General features: G+C 36.5%; 18 protein-coding genes. 1 reads left to right on the forward strand and 17 read right to left on the reverse strand.

Going from position 1 to position 21,995, the window contains the following annotated elements; all coding sequences use genetic code 11:
* Positions 1 to 154 precede the first annotated feature (154 nt).
* From ACIQ4I_RS04940 to dapB, 10 genes are all read right to left on the reverse strand, one after another.
* Positions 155 to 634 (reverse strand): cell wall elongation regulator TseB-like domain-containing protein, encoded by a 480-nt coding sequence (locus ACIQ4I_RS04940; RefSeq protein WP_403093507.1) that lies wholly within the window; start codon positions 632 to 634, stop codon positions 155 to 157.
* Positions 635 to 785: 151 nt separating this feature from the next.
* Entirely contained in the window at positions 786 to 3,566 is a 2,781-nt protein-coding gene (dinG, locus tag ACIQ4I_RS04945; protein WP_403093509.1) for an ATP-dependent DNA helicase DinG, read from the reverse strand.
* A gap of 563 nt (positions 3,567 to 4,129) precedes the next feature.
* Positions 4,130 to 4,516, reverse strand: coding sequence for an aspartate 1-decarboxylase (panD, locus tag ACIQ4I_RS04950; protein WP_403093511.1), 387 nt, complete (start codon positions 4,514 to 4,516; stop codon positions 4,130 to 4,132).
* Positions 4,517 to 4,519: 3 nt separating this feature from the next.
* Positions 4,520 to 5,371 (reverse strand): pantoate--beta-alanine ligase, encoded by an 852-nt coding sequence (gene panC / locus ACIQ4I_RS04955; protein WP_403093514.1) that lies wholly within the window; start codon positions 5,369 to 5,371, stop codon positions 4,520 to 4,522.
* On the reverse strand, positions 5,368 to 6,207 hold the full coding sequence (panB, locus tag ACIQ4I_RS04960; RefSeq protein WP_403093517.1) for a 3-methyl-2-oxobutanoate hydroxymethyltransferase: 840 nt from the start codon (positions 6,205 to 6,207) through the stop codon (positions 5,368 to 5,370). Before panB ends, panC begins: the two co-directional genes overlap by 4 nt.
* Positions 6,208 to 6,432: 225 nt before the next feature.
* Entirely contained in the window at positions 6,433 to 7,416 is a 984-nt protein-coding gene (locus ACIQ4I_RS04965) for a biotin--[acetyl-CoA-carboxylase] ligase (RefSeq protein ID WP_403093519.1), read from the reverse strand.
* The gene (locus ACIQ4I_RS04970; protein WP_403093522.1) at positions 7,400 to 8,608 is read right to left on the reverse strand and encodes a CCA tRNA nucleotidyltransferase; all 1,209 of its coding nucleotides are present in this window, start codon (positions 8,606 to 8,608) and stop codon (positions 7,400 to 7,402) included. The genes ACIQ4I_RS04965 and ACIQ4I_RS04970 overlap by 17 nt, the downstream gene beginning before the upstream one ends.
* Entirely contained in the window at positions 8,580 to 9,716 is a 1,137-nt protein-coding gene (bshA, locus tag ACIQ4I_RS04975) for an N-acetyl-alpha-D-glucosaminyl L-malate synthase BshA (protein ID WP_403093524.1), read from the reverse strand. The genes ACIQ4I_RS04970 and bshA overlap by 29 nt, the downstream gene beginning before the upstream one ends.
* A 15-nt stretch (positions 9,717 to 9,731) precedes the next feature.
* Positions 9,732 to 10,136, reverse strand: coding sequence for a methylglyoxal synthase (mgsA, locus tag ACIQ4I_RS04980; protein ID WP_397537690.1), 405 nt, complete (start codon positions 10,134 to 10,136; stop codon positions 9,732 to 9,734).
* A 17-nt stretch (positions 10,137 to 10,153) separates the two neighbouring features.
* Positions 10,154 to 10,951 (reverse strand): 4-hydroxy-tetrahydrodipicolinate reductase, encoded by a 798-nt coding sequence (gene dapB, locus ACIQ4I_RS04985; protein ID WP_403093527.1) that lies wholly within the window; start codon positions 10,949 to 10,951, stop codon positions 10,154 to 10,156.
* Between the two features lie 266 nt (positions 10,952 to 11,217).
* On the opposite strand from dapB, the gene ACIQ4I_RS04990 reads away from it, so the two are divergent.
* The gene (locus ACIQ4I_RS04990; protein WP_403093530.1) at positions 11,218 to 12,084 is read left to right on the forward strand and encodes a YitT family protein; all 867 of its coding nucleotides are present in this window, start codon (positions 11,218 to 11,220) and stop codon (positions 12,082 to 12,084) included.
* Between the two features lie 89 nt (positions 12,085 to 12,173).
* Here ACIQ4I_RS04990 and ACIQ4I_RS04995 read toward each other — a convergent pair whose 3' ends face one another.
* The 7 genes from ACIQ4I_RS04995 to ACIQ4I_RS05025 all read right to left on the reverse strand — a co-directional run bounded on the left by ACIQ4I_RS04995 (position 12,174) and on the right by ACIQ4I_RS05025 (position 21,990).
* The gene (locus ACIQ4I_RS04995; RefSeq protein ID WP_403093533.1) at positions 12,174 to 12,497 is read right to left on the reverse strand and encodes a DUF3870 domain-containing protein; all 324 of its coding nucleotides are present in this window, start codon (positions 12,495 to 12,497) and stop codon (positions 12,174 to 12,176) included.
* A gap of 95 nt (positions 12,498 to 12,592) precedes the next feature.
* On the reverse strand, positions 12,593 to 14,041 hold the full coding sequence (locus tag ACIQ4I_RS05000) for an NAD-dependent succinate-semialdehyde dehydrogenase (RefSeq protein ID WP_403093535.1): 1,449 nt from the start codon (positions 14,039 to 14,041) through the stop codon (positions 12,593 to 12,595).
* Between the two features lie 18 nt (positions 14,042 to 14,059).
* On the reverse strand, positions 14,060 to 16,027 hold the full coding sequence (locus tag ACIQ4I_RS05005; protein WP_403093538.1) for a hydantoinase B/oxoprolinase family protein: 1,968 nt from the start codon (positions 16,025 to 16,027) through the stop codon (positions 14,060 to 14,062).
* A gap of 19 nt (positions 16,028 to 16,046) precedes the next feature.
* Positions 16,047 to 18,077: a hydantoinase/oxoprolinase family protein gene (locus tag ACIQ4I_RS05010; RefSeq protein ID WP_403093541.1), complete on the reverse strand. Its 2,031-nt coding sequence runs from the start codon at positions 18,075 to 18,077 to the stop codon at positions 16,047 to 16,049.
* 44 nt (positions 18,078 to 18,121) lie between these two features.
* Complete coding sequence (locus ACIQ4I_RS05015; protein WP_403093544.1) at positions 18,122 to 19,597, reverse strand: APC family permease; 1,476 nt, start codon at positions 19,595 to 19,597, stop codon at positions 18,122 to 18,124.
* 34 nt (positions 19,598 to 19,631) lie between these two features.
* Complete coding sequence (locus ACIQ4I_RS05020; protein WP_403093547.1) at positions 19,632 to 20,990, reverse strand: aminotransferase family protein; 1,359 nt, start codon at positions 20,988 to 20,990, stop codon at positions 19,632 to 19,634.
* Positions 20,991 to 21,309: 319 nt separating this feature from the next.
* Positions 21,310 to 21,990: a zinc metallopeptidase gene (locus tag ACIQ4I_RS05025; RefSeq protein ID WP_483880686.1), complete on the reverse strand. Its 681-nt coding sequence runs from the start codon at positions 21,988 to 21,990 to the stop codon at positions 21,310 to 21,312.
* Positions 21,991 to 21,995: the final 5 nt, after the last annotated feature.

A 21,995-nucleotide genomic window follows, 5' to 3' on the forward strand; every position in this document is an offset into this window, starting at 1 on the left:
GTACTTATGTAAAAAGTATCTGCAATTGAGAAGTATATAACACCATTATATACAAGTTTTCCATAAATTTCGTGTGAAATGATTTGAATTTCAGTTTCGTAGAAATTTTTATCAATTGCAGGTATTTATAATCCAGTTGTGATGCTTGTAAATATTATAAATTCGAAATACGTTTCCACCAGCGTCCATTATCGAACATGATGTATACATAATTGAGTTTATCTTGTTTGTTAAGGTAAGTAATTTCCCATACTACACCTGGCTTTTCTAGACCTAATTTTGTATGAAGTACTTTTTTTACATCACCATTTTTAGTTGCTTCGGAAAGAGCTTCTTTTTTAGAAATACCATCTTTCATCAAAACTTCCGTTGGCTTTTCTTTATGATCTTGTGGAACAAAAACAGCTTTATTTTTTCCATTACTATCTGTACCGATAACCGTTACATACGAATCTTTACCATGATACACATAAGTATCTGTAACTGTTTTTAATTGATGATCTTGTAAAACAGCTTCTTTTGCAGTCTTTTCCGCACTGTAAAATGGTGAATAAGATTTCCAACCTACTATAACGATCAGTGATAACGACAGGATGAGTAAAAAAATTGAAAAGAACTTTATCCAGTTTTTCATTATATCACCTTATGTTTCATTTATCACGTAGCTAAATATGCTAACGAGCCACTCCCGCTTTACTCTTGTCCAGCTTTACTTGCCCGAAGCCTCTCGAGGTCGGCTTTGGGTCATCCAGCGCATGTCGGAGCTTAACGGGCGCGTTCCGCTTTTAATCTTTATTATACCAATCTTCTAATTCGAAGACCATATGTTCAAGTGACACTTTTTTTACTGGAATGTCAGGTAAAGCCTCAATAAATTCTGATCCATATGATTTCGTTTCAATCCGTCGATCAAGGACAATAAATACACCTTTATCATGTGAAGAACGTATTAATCTACCGAAACCTTGCTTGAAACGTAAAATGGCTTCTGGTAAAGATAATTTATAAAACGAATTCAACCCTTGGCTTGTCATTCGCTCTGCCTTCGCCTTAAAAAATGACTCTTCTGGTGATGAAAATGGCAATCGCACAACAATGACTGCAGATAATGCATCTCCTGGTACATCTACACCTTCCCAGAAGCTATTTGTCCCAAATAGCACAGAGTGTTCAAAACGTTGGAACATTTTCAACAAGCGCATGCGACTGCCTGAAGACATTCCTTGAGCGAAAAGCATATAATCATCAAGTGTACCGGTTTCTTGAATAAGTTCAACCGTCTTTCGTAACATATCTTGAGCCGTAAATAATACAAAACAGCGGCCTTCAGTTGCTAGAACAGTTTGTACAATGGCCTCTGCTACTGATTCAATATAAGCTGTCTGTGTTACCTTCTTTATATCAGGCATATCATCCACTATATATACACTTGCACCGTCATAATACGATTTTGGAGCTTGAAATTGATACAAAGGTACATTTTCTGAAAGCCCTAGTTGATTAGCGATAAAACGCCTGTCATTAGGAACTGTCAATGTACCAGATGTCCAGACAATCCCAGTCTTTTGACGGAATGATTGCAAGACATTCGTAATTGAATCTTCTACTCGAACAGGTCTTTTAAATATATGAAGACTTCCCGGCATACTTCTCGTATCTATTTCTAACCAAGCTGTATCATTTTCTTGATGTCTTAAGAAAATAGCATCCCACTCTGCTAAACGTATTTTTAGTTCTCGAAGCTGATATTGCCAATCCGCTAGATTTGCTTGTTGCTTCATTGACAATTCATCAGGATATCTCAAATAGGTTGTTGTTATAGATTCTGCGAGATTTAGCCAGTGTGTTAATTTACGACTAAATTCCACACCAAAAGGTTGCGTCAATTCGATGTTTGTTAGTAAAAAACTTTGCTTATTTTGTCGATGCTTTCCCTTTTGCAATGGAAGTTGATGTAATAACTCATGAACTGCATGGTCAAATAGTTTTGTTATGTCTTGGAATTGTATTTCAAGAGCCAACAATTGGCGCAATGGAATTTTATCTTCTTCTTGCATACAAAGATAAAAAGCATGCTCAATTTTATGTGTTTCAGTTGAACCTATTTGCCCAATTAGATACTTCCATTGAGTATAAGAGAAAATTTTCTCATCTCTTAATGTTGCAGCTTGCAAGAATTGATGCCCTTCATCTAATATCCAGCCATTCAAATGCTCTAATATTGGCTCTTCCCTACCTAAATCCGCTAATACCATCGCATGATTTGTAACAACTAAATCTGCATCCTTGCAATTAGAAAGTGCTTGCAGATAAAAATCATATGCACTCTTATGATGCGTTTCAGAAGTTGTTTGAGTTCGGCGGATTTTATCGACAAAATATTGTCCACCTCCAGATAAGGTAATTTCCCCAAGATCACCTGTTTCTGTGCCTTGTAGCCAGACAACCATTTGCATCTTCGTAAAGTTTTCATCGTAAGAATCATCCTTTACTTGCAAAAGATCACACATTCGATCGATATCTACATAATGTTCCATTCCTTTAACAATAGCTGTAGAAACTTTGGTTTTTAAAACAGCTTCTGCCTTTGGTAACTCTTCTTGTAATAATTGATCAAGTAAATGAGATGTATACGTACTTATTCCCACTGTACAATGATTCTTTTTAGCAAAAATGATAGACGGGATTAGGTAAGCAAGTGTCTTTCCAATCCCTGTAGAAGCTTCTGTCATTATTTCTTGCTTTGTAACAAGAGCTTGCCATACTGCATCCATCATTTTAAATTGATCCGGGCGCACTTCAAATGTATTAAATGCTTCTTCAAATAATTTTTCTTTCTCTTGAAAAGATGAGGGATAGTATAGCTTCTCACTATCTGTTTTTTCAATTTTCATAGGTTGTTTTAATGCAATATCACGATAATATAAATGACTTCCACTATCATTTGGTTGTTTTCTTTTTATATGAATCGCATCTAAAAATAGCTGAGATAAATCTGATTTTAAGCGAAATGATCTCTGATGAAGTTGCTCTATTGTTACTAGCGGAAGAGACAGAAGCTCTTCCCAACAAGCTTTTAATAAGTAGGCTGTCGCAAGTGCATCATCATCAGCCCGATGAGCATGTGCTAACCTTATTCCTAATTCCATTGTAATATCTTGTAATTTAAAACTATATGCAGTTGGAAAAAGAATTTTCGATAATTCAACAGTATCCATATGTTTTCCGAACCATTTCGGTAAACCCGCTCGTTTAAACTCTGCTTGTAAGAATGGCAAGTCAAAATCCGTATTATGAGCAACAAAAACAGTATCTTGCAAAAGCTCATAGATTTGTTGTGCTTGCTTCTCAAAAGGAGGGGCATCATGTACTTCTTTATCTGTAATATGCGTTAAATCTTGAATGAAATAGGGTATTTTCTTACCAGGATTCACAAAGGAAGTGTATGTGGAAATTACTTTCCAATCTTTCATCAAGACGATGGCGATTTGAATAATTCGGTCTCCTTGTTGTGAGGAATGACCCGTTGTTTCTAAATCGACAATGGCGTAAGTTTGATTTTCCATTTATTCTTCACAACTTTCCGTTCTTGTTATATTCAAGATTTTATCATATTTCGAAAGGAATAGCTGATTTTGGCGATAGATCATTTAGGTTTTATTAAAAATAATTTTGTTTTAAGAAACAATTAGTTTGATTCATAGATTTGTTCGTATGTTTTATAAAAACGAACATTTTAATGTAAATATATATAGTATTCATATTTCACAATTCCGCTACAGACGTGGCGTTCTTAGGCTTTGTCCCTTAAAAGATGTGCTCCTGCATCGCTTCGCTAGCTTCGTCGCAAGAAATTCTTTTTAACAAAAGAATTTCTTCCTGCGGGGCTGTCAGCTCAAGCTTTTCCCGTAGTACTCTGAATGAACCTCACTGAATTAGCCTCCCACGAAGGAAATGCGAATGCATTTTCGAGGACTCATCGTCTTCCGCTCCACTAAAAGTAGGCAATATTAAATATTCGGGATTTTAATGTGAATTTTGCATTATGAAATCGACTCTATCGAAAAAAATAAATAAAACAAAAAAAGCTTAGTATCGAAGCGACACTAAGCTATATTTATACAATCAACTACATCATCACAGTTGCTTCAGGTTCATAATTAATCAATTGTTTTACTTTATTTTGTTCATCTAAAACTGCAACAGTTGGCTTATGCTTTGTAGCCTCTTCTAAAGTCATGTAACCATATCCAATAATAATTACAATATCTCCTGGCTGAACTAATCTTGCAGCAGCCCCATTTAGACAAATCACACCTGAGCCTCGTTCTCCTGCAATGGTATATGTTTCAAAACGTGCACCGTTGTTATTGTTAACAATTTGAACTTTTTCATTTGGTAAGATTCCAACTGTATCTAATAAATCGGCATCAACTGTAATACTACCAACGTAATTCAGGTCTGCTTGTGTTACCGTGGCACGATGGAGTTTAGAAGTCATCATCATTTTTAGCATTTTTTATATCTCCTCAATAGTAAAAAGAATATTATCAATTAATCTTACGTTTGAAAAATAAACAGCTGTTGCAAGCAAAAATTGATTTGTTTCAGGATGAATTTCTTGTAAATCTGGATAGCTCCGTAATTCTAAATAGTCAATATGACCAGGTGTTTTCGTTTCAATCATATCTATCGCATTTTGAATGGCAAGCTCTTTATCATGATGTTTTAGAAAATTATCTTTTGCTTGTTGTAATGCCTGTTGAATTATTGGTGCTTGCGTTCTCTCTTCAGCAGTTAAAAAGACATTCCGAGAACTTTTTGCCAGCCCATCATCTTCTCGAACAATTGGAACTCCACATATAGTTACTGGAAAATTGTAATCTCTAACTAACAGTTTAATTAATGCTAATTGTTGTGCATCCTTTTGACCAAAATAAGCATTAGTTGGTTGAACAATATGAAACAGCTTTGCAACGACTTGCAAAACTCCGTTAAAATGTCCTGGTCTCGATGCGCCACAAAGAATTTTAGATGCAGGACCTGCTTCAATTCGAATACCACCATCTGGTGGATACATTTCATCTACAGTTGGGACAAATAAGTAATCTACACCTGCTTCTGTAGCTATTTTTTCATCTCTAGCTAAATCTCTAGGATAGTTTTCATAATCTTCGTTTGGACCAAATTGAGTTGGATTGACAAAATCACTCATTACGACAAGATCATTATCTTGTCTTGCGGCTTTCGCTAGTGTCGAATGTCCTTCATGTAAGTAGCCCATTGTTGGAACTAAAGCTATCTTTTTATTCTCCAAATGATGCATTTCTAGCTCTTGTTGAAGCTCAACGATGGTTGTGATGATTTTCATCTCTTAATTCCTCCATATAATTGACCCAGCACTTCATCTGACATCGTAAATTGATGCTGTGGTGCTGGAAATGTACCTTTTTTTACCTCATCTCGATAAGATTCAATACCTTGTTCTATTTCCTTACCCACTTCTGCAAAAGTTTTTACGAATTTTGGTACATGATGGTTTCCATATGCTAGTGAATCATGGAATACTAATACTTGCCCATCAACTTCTTGACCTGCACCAATTCCGATTATTGGAACCTTCAGTTTCGCAGATACTACCCCTGCTAATTGATGAGGCACGCATTCTAATACAATAGCGCAAACACCTGCTTCTTCAAGTGCTATTGCATCCTCTATTAGCTGTTTCGCTGCTTCAACTGTTTTCCCTTGTACTTTATAGCCACCAAGTACTTCTGCAGACTGTGGCTGTAATCCCAGATGACCGATAATAGGAATACCCGCAGAAATCAGTGTTTTAATGGATTTTATTAGCGGACCTGCACCTTCTACTTTTAATGCATTTGCACCAGTTTGCTGAAATAATTGGACGGCATTTTTTAGTGTATCTGTAACATCACCATGGTAACTTCCAAATGGCATATCCACCACGATAAACGTATCTTTTGCTCCTCTTCTTGTAGCTTTCCCATGATGAATCATATCATCCAATGTTACTTTAACCGTTGAATCATAGCCTAAAACGACCATTCCAAGCGAATCGCCAACAAGAATCATATCTACGCCAGCATTTTCTGCTAGCATTGCTGATGGATAATCATAAGCTGTTAACATAACAATTTTTTCTTTACGTTCTTTCATCTTTAGAAATTCAGTTGTACTTTTCACTCAAGTTCCTCCTTTTTATGAGGAAGAAAACAAAAAAACCTTCTGTCAAAAATGGACAGAAGGGTAGTGTAATCATCACATTGAATCGTTTTCTTCCGTCCCTGTCTAAAAAGATCAAGGCAGATATTTTTGTTGTAGTAAAAAAGAATACAATTTGAGGTACGGTTCCCAAAGGATACTGTCCTGTGATAACACTATAACAATATTTAAAACGATAAACAATATTTAATTTTGAAGTTCAATATCAGCAGAATAGATGTTTTCAATCGTTCCATCGTCAAGTTGTAATTGTAAAATACCATCTTTTGTAATACCTAGCGCTTTTCCTACAAAAACATCACGAAGCGTTGTCGCTTTAATACGACTACCAATTGTACAGGAATACTTTTCCCATAAAGTTTTAATTTTCTCAAAGCCTTCTTCTACATATTGCTTACTATATTTTTCTAGATAATAAAGAAGCTTAGCTACAAGTTTAGCGCGGTCAACTTGTTTACCTGAAGCTATTTTTAATGATGTGGCAATATTTACAATGTCCTCATCAAAATCTTCAAGTTCATGATTCACATTAATACCAATTCCCATAATAATCGCATTTACTCGATCTGGATCGGCTTGCATTTCTGTTAATATTCCCGTACATTTCAAACCATTTATTAATAGATCATTAGGCCATTTAATATCTGGCCGTACTCCAGTCACATCTTCTATGGCACTTGTAATGGCAACAGCAGCTACTAAAGTAAACTGCGGTGCGTTATAAGGAGGAACATCGGGACGCATGATGACACTCATCCAAATTCCTTTTCCCATTTGAGATTTCCATTCTCTCATTAAGCGCCCTCTACCTTCAGTTTGTTCCTCACATATTATGACTGTTCCATCAGGCGCTCCATCTTGAGCAAGCTGATGTGCTACTGTTTGAGTTGATGTTAATAATTCTTCATAAATTATTTGATTTCCAAAGTGCTCCGTTTCAAGTGCAGCAGTGATCTTTGCAGGGTCTAGTGTATCTGGTGTTGAAAGCATGATGTAGCCCTTTTTTCGAATAGATCGAAATGTATAACCTTCTTCTTCTAATTGTTTCATATGTTTCCAAATAGCTGTTCTTGAAATATTTAAGTCATCTGCCAATTGTTGTCCTGAGATTGGTTGACCATTTGCGGCAGATAAACGTTTTAATAGTTCGTATTTAATGGGTACGTTCACTCAAAAACCATTCCTTTATATGTTGTTGGTCATTAGACAGACGATTCTCAAGAATTTCTGTTAATATTTTTTCAAGAGTTTCTTTTAACCACGATCCGCCTTTTTTACCACTCCATTTAATTAAATCATGCCCTGATATAACTAAATCCGTTTTCTTTTGAATAGCTAAATTCGCTTTATTCTGTTCAATTTCTTCTACAGATTTAGGTTGTGTTGGGACTTTTTCGAGATAGTCAGCAAATTCATAAGCTGTTTTCAAAACTTCCAAGTCAAATTCAAAATAATTTCTCATCGTCCATCCTTGAGAAATTAATGATTGGTATGCCTCAATTATATCTTTTACAATTTTTTTCTCGTTATTTGAGCATTTAAATATATGCATGATTTTTTCATCTTGTTGAGGTTGTAATAAACAGAAAAAAGCCCATCCTTTCCAAGATTCCAATCCTGCTTCAAAACTTCCCCAACGACCAATTTCGATATATTCACCTGGTAAAAATTGATTTAAACCAGATTGTTGAATATTTCGCATCGCTTTTTCAGGATGTTCACTTACAAAAATCTTGTCGAATTCAGCTTTTATACGTTCTTTTGCGATAAAATGTAGATCTTGAGCTTGTTTTGAAATACCCTCAAATGTAGAGTCTTCTATTTGAAAACCTAGTTGTGCACTAAAGCGAATAGCACGTAGCATTCGTAAGGCGTCCTCTTTAAATCGCTCTATTGGTTCTCCAACAGCTCTTATAACACCATTTTGTAAATCTTCTTTACCACCAAACAAATCAATAATTTCCTGATTTCCTGACATGGCCATTGCATTAATCGTAAAATCTCGTCGTTTTAAATCCTCTGCTAATGATGATACGAAATATACTTCATCTGGGCGGCGATGGTCTTGATAGGTTCCTTCTGTACGATATGTCGTTACCTCTACAGGACTTAATGGATGTATTACAAGAACTGTACCATGCGAAATACCGACATCTGCAGTTCTAGAAAAAACAGACTTCACTTCTACTGGTACTGCATTTGTCGCTACATCAACATCATTCGCTGTGTGACCTCGTAATGAATCACGAACAGCACCACCTACTATGAATGCCTCATAGCCATTTTCCTCAAGTGACGCAATTACGTCAAAAGCAGCCTTCCATGCCTTTTGCTCAATCATGTTTTCGTGCCACCTTTTCATAAAGCACCTCATATTGTTCCACAATATTCGATGAATGGAATCTATGATTTGCAGTATAAATAGCTGATTCTCTAAATTGCTGTAACTTTTTGTCATCCTGTAGCAATTCAATTGCATATTGCGCAGCCTTCTCATAATCGCCGAGTTCCACAATATAACCATTTTCACCATGCTCGATTACTTCAGGAATTCCACCAATATTCGTCCCAATCCCGGGTACTCCACAAGACATTGCTTCTAACAAAACTAGCCCGAATGCTTCTTTTTCAGACATTAATAGCTTTAAGTCACTCATTGCATAAAGTTCCGATAGATTTTCTTGCTTGCCTAGAAACAAAATATCTGAAGTAAATTCACACTTTTTCACTTCATGCATGATTTGATTTTTCTCAGGACCATCGCCAACTAATAATAATTTGGCAGGCATTATTTCACGTACTTTTATAAATGTTCGAATGATATCCGGTACGTGTTTTACTTTTCTAAAGTTTGAAACATGTATTAACACTTTTTCGTTTTCTAGTATGTCAAAATCCTTTTTTAGCTGAGTTCCATCTTTTGGTGTATATTCACGTTCATCTACAAAATTATAAATGGTTTCAATTGGTCTTGATGTTTCGATAAGATCATATGTCTGTTGTTTCAATGAGTCGGATACCGCTGTTACTATATCTGACTTTTCAATACCATATCGAATTGCACTTGTTAAGGCAGAGTCATATCCTAAAACTGTTATATCTGTTCCATGTAATGTAGTGACAATTCCAATATCTTGTCCAGACATATCACGTGCTAGTGCTGCACATACCGCGTGAGGTATCGCATAATGTACATGCAATACATCTAGCTCTTCACTTTGAATCACGTCTGCCATTTTACTCGCTAGTGCAATATCGTATGGTGGATATTGAAAAACGGAATAATTATTTACTTGAACTTCATGATAAAAAATATTTGGATAAATTTTATTTAAACGAAAAGGCATACTAGAAGTAATGAAATGAATTTCGTGACCTCTTTCCGCCAACATCTTACCTAGCTCTGTTGCCATAACCCCAGAGCCTCCGACGGTCGGATAACATGTGATACCGACTTTTAATTTTTTCATCCGACCACTCCCTTTCTATTTTCTGCGTTCTTGTATTAAACGCCAATCGATAAATCCTTCTTGTAATCCCTTTAATAACACTTCTGCAGTACCCATATTGGTAGCCAACGGAATTTGATAAACATCACTTAAACGTATCAAAGCAGAGACATCTGGTTCATGAGGTTGTGCAGTTAATGGATCACGGAAGAATATGACCATATCCATATCATTATTGGCAATCATACTCCCAATTTGTTGGTCCCCGCCTAATGGGCCTGAACGGAATCGTGTCACATCTAAGCCTGTTGCATCAATTACTCTTTGCCCAGTTGTACCTGTAGCAAATAACTCATGTTGTGATAGAATGTCACGATATGCTGTCACAAATTGCACTAAATCATCCTTTTTCTTGTCATGCGCAATTAATGCGATTTTCATATTACCTTCCCTACCTTTTATAATATGTTTTCTAAACCATAAACTAATTCTTTTAAATCCATTACCTTTTCAATGGATAATTTTACACCTGTCATGAAGGATTTACGATCAAATGAATCATGACGCACTGTTAATAGCTCTCCCGTCCCACCAAATAACACTTGTTGATGTGCAACCAATCCTGGTAAACGTACACTATGGATGCGCATTCCATCAATATCCGCGCCTCTTGCCCCAGGAATATTTTCATGTTCTTCTGGATGACCTTGTTTATGGGATAATCGATTTTCAACCATCAATTGAGCTGTTTTTACCGCTGTACCAGACGGCGCATCTAATTTTCTATCATGATGCATTTCAATGATTTCAATGTCAGGAAAATAGTTTGCAGCCATTTGGGCAAACTTCATCATTAAAACAGCACCAATCGCAAAGTTAGGTGCAATAATACAGCCTATTTCTGATGATTTCGCAAGATTGGTAAGTTCTTCTAACTGCCCTTCAGTAAAACCAGTTGTTCCAATTACAGGACGTACACCTGCAAAAAGTGCAGTCTTCGTATGTTCATATCCTGCTAAAGGTGTTGTTAAATCTAGAAAAACATCTGCTTCTACGGCATCAAATAATGTATGTAATTCTGTATAAACAGGTACGTCATATTGTTCAGGAAATTGTTCATATTGAGCTAAGTTTGCTGCTAAATCTTTATGATCTAACACTGCCACTAACTCCATATTGTCATCGTTCATTACTGTGTGAACTGCTTCTTGTCCCATTTTACCTCTTGGTCCAGCGATTACAACTCGAATTATCATTACTTCTCTTCCTTTCTATTCCAACGATCTTGATCTTGTGTTTTCCCTTATCCTAATCAACTAAAATGGTAGTTGTCAAAATCCATAAAATACATGATAATATATTCTTGTGTTTAGTTATTGAAATTGGAAAACCATGTAAAAATGAAGGGAACATTTGTAACTATTACTGTATCATCTATCCTAGATGATTTCGATAAATGCAAATATTTTTCTACACATTTATCGTTATTATACTCTACAACTTAAAAATGAGGTGAAAATGTATGTCAAATATTAAAATTAAAAATACTTTATTCATCATATTAGGTGCTGCTATTTTTAGTTTTGGTTTTGTAAACTTTAATATACAAAACCATTTAGGTGAAGGCGGATTCAATGGTATTACATTAATCTTATACAACGTATTCCATTTTGATCCTGCTATCATGAACTTAGTATTAAATATACCTATGTTTATCATTGGTTGGCGCGTGCTTGGTCGAAAAACCTTTATCTATACAGTTATTGGTACTGTATCTGTTTCTGTATTTATAAAGTTATTCCAAATTTATCAGTTCCCAATCGATTTGCACAATGATATGTTCCTTGTCTCTTTATTTGCCGGTGTATTTCTTGGGATTGGATTAGGTATAATCTTCCGTGTAGGAGGTACAACTGGTGGTGTCGATATTATTGCCCGTCTAGTCAATAAATTCTTCGGATGGTCAATGGGAAAAACGATGTTCATTTTCGATGCAGTTGTTATTATTTTATCATGGATAACTTTCTTAGATGCTCGTTCTGTTATGTATACATTAGTCTGTGTGTTTGTAACAGCACAAGTAATCGACTTTGTTCAAGAAGGTGCTTATTCAGCAAGAGGTGCCATCATTATCTCAAACAATAATAATGAGATTGCAGAACGTATTGCCAAACAAATGGATCGTGGCGTCACTTTTTTAAAAGGGTATGGTTATTACACTAAAGATGATCGTGAAGTAATCTATTGTGTAGTTGGGAAGAATGAAATGTTTAAATTAAAAAGTATTGTTCTATCAGTTGATCCACATGCTTTCATGTCTGTATCCGAAGTCCACGATGTTAGTGGAGAAGGTTTTACACTAGATGATCAAAAAAGACCCATCGAATAAATTTACATCTATGAATATTTTAATTGCAAAATGATAATAAGGGCACCTTCTTAAGTCCTCAATAAGACTTTGAAGAGTGCCCTTTAACATCAATTATGGTATTTCACATGCACATGTTGTTCATATTGTTTAAATAAATCTTTTAAAGATGATACCAATGCATTACCTGCTTTTCCCAAGTAATGTTCCTTAACAACCTTTATAGGGGTTTCAATACCGTCTTGTAAACTATAACCTCTTAATAAACTTTCAACAAATACTTGACTATGATGTGTTGCAAGTGTACAACTTGCTGCAACGATAACCCCATATTTCTTATCAATTTCTGCAGTAATTGTTAAAGTTTCATATATATTTTTTGCGGCCATCCCTGAAGGAAGTCTTGCATGACCTGCAATAAATATAGTATTCATAATCCCATCCCCCTCGGCAATCTTATGAAAATTCACCTACGTAAATATCATACTATACCGAGATAGAAATAGACAATACTTCAAAAAACCAACAATTATTCTAAGCTAATCGATACAAACTGCGATTCAATATATGGTTCTATTCCCTCGTGTCCACCTTCACGTCCAACACCACTTTCCTTCATTCCACCAAAAGGTGCTTGTGTTGTAGAAGGTACACCATCATTCCACCCAATAATCCCATACTCTAATTTTTCAATCAGTTTCATGCCTTTAGATACATTGTTAGTAAATACATATGCAGCTAAGCCATAAGGCGTGTCATTTGCTAAAGTAGCTGCTTCTTCAATGGAAGTAATTTTTTGAATTGGTGCTAAGGGCCCGAACGTTTCTTCATGCATAACAATCATAGAAGGATCTACATCGCAAAGTACAGTTGGCTTATAGAAATTCTCTCCCAGCTCTTGTAATCTTTCACCACCGTAAGCTACCTTGGCACCTTTTTGGATAGCATCTTCAACTTGTTCAATCACTTTATTTAAACTGCCCTTATTGATGAGCGGACCAATATCTGCCGTTTCTTCAATACTATTTGCTACATTTAGACCTTTTACAGCCTCAACAAATCTCTCGACAAATTGATCATGAATTCCTTCTTGTACATAAATACGATTCGCGCAGACACAGGTTTGACCAGTGTTCCGGAATGCTGAAGCAACTGCCTCTCGTACTGCTAGATCAATATTGGCATCATCTAGTACAATTACTGGAGCATGACCTCCAAGTTCTAATGATAAACGCTTTACTTGTGCTGCACTTTGTTCAATTAATTGCTTACCGACTTCTGTTGATCCTGTAAATGTAATTTTCCGGACTTTTTGATTTGCCATTAGTTCGTCGCCAATTTCTTGTGACGAGCCAGTTACCAAGTTGACAACACCTTTCGGGAATCCTGCTTGTTCACATAATTCTACAATTTTTATCGCAGTTAATGGACTTTCACTCGATGGCTTAATAACGATTGTACAACCTGCTGCAAGAGCTGGACCCATTTTTCGAGCTAGCATACCCGCTGGGAAATTCCATGGTGTGATAGCTCCTACGACTCCAACCGGTTTCTTCCAAACTTGCAAACGCTTATTGGAATTATGCGTTGGAATTGTTTCGCCATAAATCCGTTTCCCCTCTTCTGCATACCAATCTAAAAACGAAGCAACAGAATCAACTTCTCCACGAGATTCACGAATAGGTTTGCCCATTTCTAGAGTCATCGTTTTCGCTATCTCTTCCTTATTTTCAAGCACTAGTTCATGCAGCTTGCGAAGTAACTTGCCTCTATCATATGCTGTTGTTTGTGACCAAGTTGTAAATGCAATATGTGCTGCTTCGATCGCTTCTTTTGTTTCCTTTGTACCGCCATTTGGCACATGCCCAATGACTTCGTTTGTAACTGGATTGATTACATCACGCGTAGGTAAATCCTTTCCTACCCATTTCCCATTAATATAATTCCCATATGATTTTACGATTGTTTGCTGACTCATATTATCCCTCCAATGTCTCTATTTCCAATTTGGCACCATTCTTTGCTGTAACATATCACGATATTGCTCTGTCGATATAGGTAGTGCTTTTTTTGTAGCATGATCAAAAATAACTCCATGTTTACGTATTAAATCGTATTCATCTATATCACCTTTCAAATACTGTTCTTCTACTACAGCAATATCCTGTTGCAACCATACTTTGCGATTTTCGCGAATATAAGCACGTTCCTTTTCAGTCGCAATTCCATTAATTTCAAATAAATCAAGATCGCGATCAATTTCCACGATGATAACCCCATAATCCTTTTTCGCACGCTCGATTGATACGTACTCATCAATAACATCTTCTAATACAGCTTTTGGATCTCTTAAAAGTGGATCGCCTAATCCACCTCCACCCGCTGATGGACGTGTAAATGAATCGCCTTTTTTCACTTCAACATTAGAAAAAATAGCCCCTAAAAACTGTTCATTTTCTTTATTTGGATTCAACCAAGCACCATGTGGAGATGATGGAAGGCCGCCTGAAATTCCCCATGTAATAGAACGTGAACGGTCACAACAATAAGACATCACAGTGTCCTCAATTTCCGTTAGAATACCGCCTTTTTCTACACCACACCCACCTCTGTATTGGCCTGGACCACCTGAATCGATAACAATTTCATGCTTTGTTGTTACAACCGGAGATAACCTTTCTTGTCCTTCACACGGTTGTACACTTAGACCTACTCCAAATACTGGAGACATCGCATTTGCCCCATCTCTTTTATGGCGGCCACCATGTCCACCAGCCATCCAGTCATACCACATAAAGTAATTACGATCGTGTCTAGTATCCCAACCACCAATTAACAAATATTCAAGATTGAATGAACATGCTAGAGCACGCTCTGGCATAATACGCGACCATAAGTCAAAACAAGCATTTAGGATTTTCTCGTATGCGCCCGAGCAAAATCCTGTTACTGCAATAGGATACGGTGCATTAACGACTGAATTTTCAGGTAATTCAATATGAACTGCTCTATAAAAGCCTGAGTTTAACGGGATATCAGGGAAAAATGTCTTCGTTCCCGCATAAGCCGCTGACATGGATGCACCAAACCCTGCATTTAAGAAGCAGCCTATATATCGATGTGAACCGCTTAAATCATAGAAAACCTCATCATCTTGAATCGTCATTTTAATTTGAATTGGGATTAGACCATCCCCAAGCTGTGGATCCATATCAAGATAATCTGTCGTTTCCCATGTACCATTTGGTAATGCTCGAATATGCGATCGTGCAAGTCTCTCTACATAATCTTGTACTTCTGCAAATGCTGTCTCAATCGTATCAATACCGTATTTATCAATAAGAGCAAGCAACTGTGTTTCTCCTACTTTTGTTGCTTCTACTTGTGAACGCAAATCACCAAGCCGTTCTTCAGGAATACGCATATTTGATACGATTAAATTTGCCACATCCTTTAAAAACATACCTTTACTAATAATACGAGTCGGCGGAATACGCATCCCTTCGCCAAAGTGTTCTTTTGATTTAATATCAAATGATCCTGGCACAGAACCACCCATATCCGCCCAGTGACCATTAACTTGCATAAAGGATATTAAACGACCATCATAAAATACAGGGCGAATCAATCGAGTATCATTAAAGTGTGTCCCCCCACGGTATGGATCATTTATAATAAATACATCCCCAGGGTGAATGTCATCTTTGAAATCTTCTATTACTGCTTTTGCTGTTAAATGTAGGGTACCAACATGAACAGAAATATCTTGTGTTCCTTGCATAACTGTATTCCCATTTGCATCACAAATAGCTGAACTGAAATCACGGTTATAAATAACAAATGAATAGCAGGTTCTTAAAATTTGTTCTGACATTTGGTCAACTAAATTGACATATGCATTTTTTAAGACCTCAAATGTGACAGGATCTAATTTACTTTGGAATAATTCCGTTTTTGTTGTCATGGCCAGTCTCCTTTACAATTTAATATTGAACAAGTATATTGCGGTATTCATCAACCTTCGCAATAAATGTTGGTGGAATTAAAATTGTAGAATCTAGTTGGTTAATAATTGCCGGTCCTTGAATTTGAATATCTGTTGGCAATTTGTCACGATAAAAAACCGGAGTATTGACGAAACCATTTGATTCTTCAAAGTATACTGGTCTTTCTTCAACAAAAGCATCTTCTAATGTACCTTCTACAAGCACTTTTGGTAATTCAGGTTTCTCAACAATACCGATTGCAGCTACACGTAAGCCATAAACCTCTACTTCTTGAGAAGGATTAAAGAAAGCAAATTCACGCTCATGTTCTCTATGGAATTGTTCTAATACCTCCTCCATAGAGGTAAGTTTGCTGACTGTAATCGATAAAGATCGCCATTGGCCCGCGTATCGCATATCGACATAACGGATAAAGTTCATATCTTCCTCTGCAATACCTTCTTCTTTTAATAAAGCAAAAGCATCAGTTTCCATAGATGCAAATTCATGATCTAACTCATCTACTGTAATTTTCTTGACATTTGCCATAAATGTTTTCGTAATATCGTGCTGAACATCTACCATTAAGCAACCCATAGCTGCAGCAACACCAGCATACGGCGGGATAATCAACATTGGAATATCCATTTCCTTTGCTAAATAAGCACCATGCATACCACCAGCACCACCAAAAGTAACTAATGCAAAATCTCGTGGGTCATATCCACGTCGAACAGATATTAATCGTAATGCATCACACATATTTGCATTTGCGACTTTTAGAATAGAATCTGCAGCTTCTGCAACACCTAAATCAAATGTTTTTGCAATACTATCACGAATCACTTTTTCTGCCGCTTTTTTATCTAACGACATTTTGCCATCTAATAAGTTCATACCTAAACGGCCTAATACTACATTAGCATCAGTATTTGTTGGCTCTGTACCACCTCGACCATAACTAGCTGGGCCAGGCTCTGCTCCAGCACTCTGCGGACCATTACGAAGTGAACCACCTTCATCTGTCCAAGAAATACTACCACCGCCTGCGCCTATTGTTAGAATTTCTATACTTGGAAAGCCTATTGGATAACCATATTCAATATACCAATCCTTTGTAATACGCAATTCACCTTCATACATAAGTGAGATATCTGTGCTTGTCCCACCCATATCAAAACCTATTGCATTTTTATAACCACAAAGGTTAGCAATATATTTACTCGCAATTGCTCCAGCAGCAATACCTGAGCTAGCTAAACGTGCTGCGTAACGTGGGACTGTTTCAGATGTCATTACTCCACCACCAGAGTGTAAAACTAGAATATCTCCCTCATATTCAAGCTTCTTCATCTCATCTTCTAAACGATGAATATAGTTGCTAACTGTAGGACCAAGTACTGCATTAACAATCGTTGTACTCATCCGATCTGTTTCGAAAATTTCAGGTAAAATATCATTTGAATTACAAATGTAGACATCTTCACCTAATTCATCACGTAAAATCGCTTTTACTTTTGTCTCGTTTTCTCCGTTTACATAAGCATTTATAAAACAAATAGCAACTGATTCAACACCACGTTTTTTTAACTTTTTACCTAATTGACGAACTTCATCTTCATCAATATGCTCTAAAATATTTCCAGCATAGTCAGTGCGTTCTGACACTTCAAAGCGATCTCTACGTTTAATATATGGTGGTGCCACGTCATTATAAGCATCCCATAAATCAAGTCTTGTACCATCTCTTATCTCAATAACATCACGGAATCCCTTTGATGTTACAAGTGCGGTTTTCGGTAATTTTCTTTCTATTAATGCATTTGTCCCAACTGTTGTACCATGTGAAAATTGGATAATGTCTTTTCCAGATAACCCAGTTTGTCTCACCCCTTCAACAATGCCTATCTCTGGACTTTTTGGTGTAGAGGATACTTTCGTTACTGAAATTTTCTTTTCCGCTTCATCAAAAACAAAAACATCTGTGAAAGTGCCTCCGACATCAACTGCAAAACGATAATTCGACATACATTCATCCCCCTTGGCAACATGTTTTTGTGATACAACATTTATCAAATAACATCCTCAGTAAAAACCTTGACTTGCTTATTTTTCTTATCACCATTAACAATATCTTCTTCAGCTAAAATACGATTAATTTCTTTATCCATTATTTTATTTGCATTTTCTGCTCCATATTTTTTCATTGAATATTTATAAAGGATGGCTCCAAATGCAGCCCAAGCAATAATTATGACCCATTCGTATGGCCAAACGAGTGCTGATGGCATCCCTGGCATATAAAGTGCTAAAACCCCTACTGATAAAATAATTGCAATCCAGCCAACTAAAGTACCACCTGGTACTTTAAATGGACGTTTTAAATTTGGTTCCCTTTTACGTAAAGTAATAAACGCGCATGCCACAAGCACCCAAGCTACTACTAATGCCATACCACCAGCATCCACAAGCCAAACTAGCGCTGGTCTACCAAATAATGGCGCTAAAGTTGTTAATACCGCAATTAATAAAATCGCTTTATGCGGTGTCTTATATTTTGGATGAAGTTCTCCTAATGATTTCGGCAACATTCCAGCTTTTGCTAAAGCAAAAATTGCACGACTTCCTCCTACATAGAAACCAAGCCAACTCGTTAGTATGCCTCCTATACCACCTAGTACAAGAATATTCCCCATCATTTTACTGTTTCCAAAAGCTTTCGCCATAGCATCAGCTGTTACTAGATTTGATTTTGCGATTTCTGCTGGCGTCAGCATATATGAGACTCCAAAAATAATACCAACATACCAAATAATTGCTAATAATACGGAAATTATTAATAATTGCCCAATTCGTTTACGTGGTAAATTGATCTCTTCAGCCGTCTGTGGAATTACATCAAAACCAACAAACATAAATGGAGTCATAATAAGCACGACCATAATACCGCCCCAGCCATCTACAAATAATGGCTTCATATTTGAAACATCGCCTGCTATTGAGCTCCCTGTCACAAGTAGCACTCCTGAAATTAAAATAACAAGTGTTAAAATACTCATAACTACACTTGTTACTTTCATTCCTCGATAATTAATAAATGCCATAATAATGGAGCCAATTACTCCTACAGCTACCCAAGTGAAATTTACATCCCAACCTGAAATTGTATACATATAACCTTTACTATAACCTGGTACGACATATTCAAAAACTGTTGGTAACGCCACTGCCTCGAACGCTACAACTGATACATAGCCTAGCACCATTGCCCATGTTGCAATAAATGATAATTGCCTTCCAAGTGCTTTATAACTAAAGTACAGTTCGCCGCCCGAGAGAGGCATCGCCGAGGCAAGCTCGGCGTATGCAAGACCAATAAAAATAACTAAAATTCCTCCGAATAAAAAAGAAATAATCGCACCTAGCGAACCTGCTCCAGTGATCCACAATCCAGCTGTAACTACCCATCCCCAACCAATCATTGCGCCAAATGCTAATGCCATTACATCGCGATTACCAAGAATCTTCAAGAGTTTTTGATCTTCCACATAAATCCCCCCCTTTGTTGAAAGAACCTATTTCTTATTTTGTTGCTACTTCTTGAGTTAATTGTTGTTGAATTTCTAGTACAACTTCTTTAACAATAGCAATCATTTTATCTACTTCTTCACCAGTAATAATTAGCGGTGGAGAGAAGCATAAAATGTCTGTTTGTTCATAGGTTACTGCACGACAGATAACACCTTTTTCATGCAATGCTGCAACAATACGTGGAGCTACCCCTAACTCCTTTGCAAAACGTTCATTTGTTACTGGATCTTTGACAAATTCAATAGCTCCTAACAAGCCTTTTGCACGTACATCTCCAACAATTGAAGATGAAGCTTTAATTTCTTGGAATCCCTTTAGTAAACGTTCTCCCATTAATGCTGAATTTTCAACAAGTTCTTCTTGCTCCATAATTTCTATATTCTTAAGTGCTACTGCGGCGCCTGTAGGATGACCACTATAAGTAAACCCATGGAATAATGTGCCAACAGATTTTTCTTTTAATACTTCATGAACATTATCTTTTACAAGCACACCACCTAATGGGAAATATCCACTTGTTACGCCTTTTGCGAATGCAAGTAAATCAGGTTCAACCCCATAATGCTCTACTGCAAACATCGTACCTGTTCGGCCAAAACCTGTAATTACTTCATCGACATGCATTAAAATGCCATATTCATCACATAACTTACGTACTTCGATTAAGAAATCGTCTGGTGGAATTAAAACACCACCTGCCCCTTGAATTGGCTCGGTCATAAATGCTGCAATTGTTTCTGGACCTTCGTTTTCAATTGTTTCACGAATAGACTGGATAGATGCAGCTGTTCCAATTTCATACGGTGATTTGGCATGTACAAAACCATTCATTGTAACACCAGCCATATCCCAAAATTCAGGAATACCTGTTGCACTTGTTGCTCCAGCAGATACTCCATGATAGCCTCGATTCATCGCTACAATTTTATTTCTTTCCGGTTGTCCTAAAATTCTCCAATAATGACGAATTAGCTTAATCGCAGTATCATTTGATTCAGAGCCACCAGATGTTAGGAAAACTGCATTTAAGCTAGGTGGTGCAAGTTCTGCAATTTTCTTCGTTAATAATATTGCTGGTTCATTACTAAATGTAGAAAAACATGAACTGTATGCTAATTGTTCCATTTGTTCTTTTGCTGCTTCTCCAAGTTCTTTACGCCCATGACCAATATTGACATTCCATAATGATGACATAGCATCAATATATTCTTTACCTTCTGTAGAAGTTAAATAGATTCCTTGACCTTTTTCAAAAATAACTTTTGCACCTTTTGCTTGCTGTTCTTGAATTGATGTAGTTGGATGAATAAAATGTTGTTGATCCCATTTCACTAATTCTTTCGTATTCAAAATAATTCCCCCTTATGATTTGCTAATGACCAGATACTAAAATGATTTTCTGCATAATAAAAGCCAGCTCAAAAAAGCAGCATAAAGCTACACTTTTTGGAACTGGCTGATACCTGCGATTTAGATAGCCTGTAATGCATTCTAACAGGTTAGGCAGTATTATCATTTTTTATAGCATATCATATCCCAATCGAATTGTTAATAATTTTCTGAAATTTTTAATTATTTTCTACACTATGTACACTTTTCTTTTCTCGAAAAAAAACTAAAAAAACATTTATGATTAGAACAAACTAACCATAAATGCCTATAGATATTTCTATTCGTCTCTGTTATTCATACCTGTATAAATTAACAATAAACGTACCAATTCCATAATAGCTGTTGCTGCTGCTGCTACATATGTTAAAGCTGCTGCGCTTAATACTTTTCTAGCATGTGGTTCTTCTTCATTGCGAATGATACCTAAACTAACGACTTGGTTAAGAGCTCGTTTTGATGCATCAAATTCTACTGGTAACGTTACTATTTGGAAAAGCACACCTATTGCCAGTAGTATTATACCAATAAGCATTAATGATCGCATTGATGAACTAAGCATACCAATCATTATGAAAATCCAAGAAACATTCGAAGAAATGTTCGCTGCAGGTACTAGTTTTGAACGAAATGTTAAGAAAGCATAGGCTTCCTTATGTTGAATTGCGTGTCCACATTCATGTGCTGCAACCGCCGTACCAGCCACTGAAGCGTTGTGATAATTAGCTGAAGATAGTGCTACTGTTTTGCTGGTTGGATCATAATGATCGGATAAAACTCCTGAAGTTTCTACAACACGAACATTACTTAATCCATTATTGTCCAAAATGGTTCTAGCTACTTCTGCACCTGTCATACCAGACGTGGAACGAACTTCTGCATAACGTTGATACGTTTTCATCACTTTACGCTGAGCATATAGTGGTAACAACATTAATACAAGAAAATATACGATATACATTGCTA

Origin of the sequence: Rummeliibacillus sp. NPDC094406 (assembly GCF_044763875.1) — a bacterium.
In the GTDB taxonomy this organism is placed as follows: domain Bacteria; phylum Bacillota; class Bacilli; order Bacillales_A; family Planococcaceae; genus Rummeliibacillus.